The sequence below is a fragment of the Pinirhizobacter sp. genome, assembly GCF_035317885.1.
GTDB lineage: Bacteria > Pseudomonadota > Gammaproteobacteria > Xanthomonadales > Rhodanobacteraceae > Pinirhizobacter.
In genome coordinates this window covers 1-3,688 of sequence record NZ_DATHFX010000456.1, presented here as the reverse complement: position 1 = coordinate 3,688, position 3,688 = coordinate 1, and the positions used below count along the sequence as shown (strand labels likewise).

General features: G+C 64.9%; 5 protein-coding genes. 4 read left to right on the top strand and 1 reads right to left on the bottom strand.

The annotated features are described in order from the left end of the window. Together VK519_RS14965 and VK519_RS14960 are read left to right on the top strand one after the other, a co-directional pair. Window positions 1–1,065, top strand: a 1,065-nt coding sequence (locus VK519_RS14965; protein WP_324351058.1) for a cysteine--tRNA ligase, incomplete at its 5' end; no start/stop codon positions are given. After that, entirely contained in the window at window positions 1,062–1,508 is a 447-nt protein-coding gene (locus VK519_RS14960) for a SufE family protein (RefSeq protein WP_324351057.1), read from the top strand. The genes VK519_RS14965 and VK519_RS14960, both read left to right, overlap by 4 nt. Before the next feature lie 39 nt (window positions 1,509–1,547). On the opposite strand, the gene dksA is transcribed toward VK519_RS14960, so the two are convergent. After that, window positions 1,548–2,663, bottom strand: coding sequence for an RNA polymerase-binding protein DksA (dksA, locus tag VK519_RS17870; protein ID WP_414692758.1), 1,116 nt, complete (start codon window positions 2,661–2,663; stop codon window positions 1,548–1,550). A 161-nt stretch (window positions 2,664–2,824) separates the two neighbouring features. Between dksA and yidD the strand changes: the two genes are divergently transcribed. Together yidD and VK519_RS14940 are read left to right on the top strand one after the other, a co-directional pair. Further along, window positions 2,825–3,073 (top strand): membrane protein insertion efficiency factor YidD, encoded by a 249-nt coding sequence (gene yidD / locus VK519_RS14945; RefSeq protein ID WP_324351053.1) that lies wholly within the window; start codon window positions 2,825–2,827, stop codon window positions 3,071–3,073. Window positions 3,074–3,079: 6 nt separating this feature from the next. Continuing rightward, window positions 3,080–3,688, top strand: a 609-nt coding sequence (locus VK519_RS14940; protein ID WP_524539000.1) for a dihydroorotase, incomplete at its 3' end; no start/stop codon positions are given.

Below are 3,688 nucleotides of genomic sequence, written 5' to 3'. Positions count from 1 at the left end.
CTGGGCGTGTTGCCGCCGGACATTGAACCCCACGCCACCGCCCATATCGATGAAATCGTGGAAATGATCAGCAAGCTGATCGAGGGCGGCCACGCCTACGAGGCCGAGGGCCATGTGCTGTTCGACGTAGCATCCTACGATGCCTACGGCGCTCTTTCCGGCCGTGACCCGGAGGACATGATCGCCGGCGCGCGCGTGGAAGTAGCCCCGTACAAAAAGAATCCCGCCGACTTCGTATTGTGGAAGCCCTCCGACGCCACCCTGCCCGGCTGGGACAGCCCCTGGGGCCGCGGCCGCCCGGGCTGGCATATCGAGTGCTCGGCGATGAGCGCGGCGCACCTGGGCCAGACCATCGACATCCACGCCGGCGGCGTGGACCTCGTCTTCCCCCATCACGAGAACGAAGTGGCGCAGAGCACCTGCGCGCATGGCGGCCGTATCTTTGCCCGGTTCTGGCTGCATAACGGCTTGTTGAACATGGAAGGCCGCAAGATGTCCAAGTCGCTGGGCAACGTGCTGGTATTGCATGAGCTGCTCAAGATGCACCCGCCGGAGGCGCTACGCCTGCTGCTGTTGCGGGGCCACTACCGTCAACCGCTTGACTGGTCGCCTGCCACCATCGCGCAAGCCATCCGCACCCTCGACGGCTGGTACGGCGTGCTGCGTGACCTGGCCGACATCGATCCCACCGATTCAGCGATCCCCACGGCGGTGGAAGCGGCCCTGTGCGACGACATCAACACGCCGCAGGCGCTGGCGGAAATCGCCCACCTGGCCGATACCGCGCGGAAGGCGCCGATCGGCGAGCGCCCGGCGGCCAAGGGCGCGCTGCTGGCCGCGGGCGCGGCGCTCGGGCTATTTGGGCAGGATCCGGAAGCCTGGTTCAAGCGCGGTATCAGCGAGGATGTCGATGCCAGCATGGTGGAAGACCTGCTGCAACGCCGCCGCGAAGCACGTGCCGCGCGCGACTGGGTCGGCGCCGATGCCATCCGCGATGAACTTTCCGCCATGGGCGTGACCATCGAGGATGGCCCGCAAGGCACGCGCTGGAGCCTGGCCAAGTGAACAGCCCACGGGAAATCGCCCCGCAGGAAACCACCGCTGCCCAAGCCCAGGCCGCGATCGTCGAGGAGTTTGCCTTCTTCAGCGACTGGAGCGAGCGGTACCAATACCTGATCGACCTCGGCCGCCAGCTTCCGCCCTTCCCCGATGAACTGAAGACCGAGCCATACCGGGTGCACGGGTGCCAGTCGATGGTGTGGCTAGTGCCCTCGGGCGATGCCGCGTGCATGACCTTCCAGGCCACCAGCGATTCGGCCATCGTGGCGGGCCTCATCGCCCTGATCCTGCGCGTGTACTCCGGACGGTCCGCGGCGGAGATCGTGTCCACGGAACCTGCGTACATCCAGCAGATTGGCCTTGCCAAGCATTTGTCGCCGACACGCAGTAACGGCCTGGCCGCCATGCTGGCGCAGCTCAAGGCTTATGCGGCGGCAATGGCGGCCTGAAAAAAACCCCGCGCAAGGCGGGGTTCTTTCCTCGATGGGTTAGTCGCCCATCTGCTTTTGCAGGTGTTCGCGCCGTTCCTGCGCGTCGAGCGAAAGCGTGGCAATCGGACGGGCGTCCAGGCGCTCGAGGCCGATTTCTTCGTCCGTTTCCTCGCAGTACCCGTAGCGGCCGTCCTCGATGCGACGCAGGGCGCCGTCGATCTTGGAGATGAGCTTGCGGTAGCGATCGCGGGTGCGAAGCTCCAGCGAGTTTTCCGTTTCGCGGGTGGCGCGCTCGGCTTCGTCGCCGACGTCGCGGACTTCTTCGCGCAGGTTGTCCATCGTCTGGCGGGATTCTTCCACCAGCTGGTCGCGCCAGTCGCGCAACTTGTTGCGGAAGTAGGCCAGGTGACGGGGATTCATGTATTCCTCGCCCGACTTCGGGCGATAGCCCTTGGGGATGTCCACGTTCGTCGTGGCGGGCAAGGCGTAACGCCCGTCTTCGCGGGTGACGCCGTTATCGTTTGAAGCTGAGGCAAGACTATTCATTCGTGATTGCGCAGACTTTTCGTTCTTGTGTGAGGAACTGCCCACCGCCGACGCCTTGCGTGGCGCGACCGACGTGGCCGTGGCGGATTTGCCGGTAGCGGCGTGGGGCGCTTGGCGGCTCGGTGCAACAGGTGCGGGAGCGGCGGTCTTCGCGACCGGCGTTTTGGCAACCTTGGGCGATGGTACCGCAGGCTTGGCTGCTTGTGCCTTCTTGCTCGCCACGACAGGCGTTTTTCCTACAGGTTTTTTCGCTGGCACGGCTTTGGCGGGTGCCGCCGCCGGTGCCTTCGCCGCTACCTTCTTCACGGGTGCGGCCTTGTCTGGCGCGGCTTTCTTCGCCACGGGTGCTGCTTTCTTCACGGGCGTTGACTTCCTGGTGGCGGGCGCGGTTTTTTTCACCGGCGCCTTTGCGACGGTTTTCTTCGCCGGCGCGGGCTTGGCCACCGGTTTCTTCGCTGGCGTCTTCACGGTCTTCACCGCCTTGGACGCCTTGGTTGCCTTGACAGCTTTGGTCGCCTTGGCGGCCTGGACTGCCGGTTTGGCCGGCTTCCTGGCCGCACTGGCGCCACCTGCCGCTTTTTTGGCCGGTGTCTTGGATACTGCGGAACTACGTGTGTTCTTCGCCATGTCCTTCACCCAGTGTTCGCCCCCCCGGCGGCGGGCTGTTATAGCCGAATATGACTTACCCCGGCAACCGCCTTCTGAAATACTAGCCCCTTCCACTGTCGCCGGGGCGCCATGCGCCCGACGACAGCCGCCCCCAAAACACGAGTATTTCGAACCGCCCCGTGTCCCGATTCCTGCAATGGCTCTTGCGCCAGTACAAGCGCTGGATTAGCCCGCTACTGGGCCAGCGCTGCCGTTTCCATCCTAGCTGTTCGGATTACGCCCGGGTGGCGATCGCGCGCTTCGGGGCGCCACGTGGCAGTGTGCTGGCCGGATGGCGGCTACTTCGCTGCCAGCCCCTGTGTACCGGCGGTCACGACCCCGTGCCCGATCATTTCACCTTGGCGCGCTGCCGCGCGCATGGAGACTAAACGTCCATGACCAATGCCTGGCTGATCCGTAACGCCGAGCTGATCAACGAGAACAAGCGGCTGCACGCCGACGTACGCGTCCGCGACGGCCGCATCGCCGCGATTGCCCGGGAACTGGTCCCCGAGGACGGCGAACAGGTGATCGACGCCTCCGGCCTGTGGTTGCTGCCCGGCATGATCGATGACCAGGTGCACTTCCGTGAACCGGGGCTTACCCACAAGGCGGACATCGGCAGCGAGTCGCGCGCCTGCGCCGCCGGCGGCATCACAAGCTTCATGGAAATGCCCAACACCAAGCCACCGGCGCTCGACCGCGACACGCTCGAAGCGAAGTACACGCGGGCTGCGGAGACTTCCGCGGTGAACTATGCCTTCTACATGGGCGCCAGCAACGACAACCTCGAGGCGATCCGTGCGCTCGATCCAAAGACCTCCCCGGGAGTGAAGGTGTTCATGGGTGCCTCCACCGGCAACATGCTGGTGGACGACCCCGAGGTACTGGACGGCATCTTCCGCGATTGCCCCACGGTGATCATCACGCACTGTGAAGACACGCCCATGATCGACGCGAACCTGGCCAAGGCGCACCAAAAATACGGACAGGACATCCCCGCC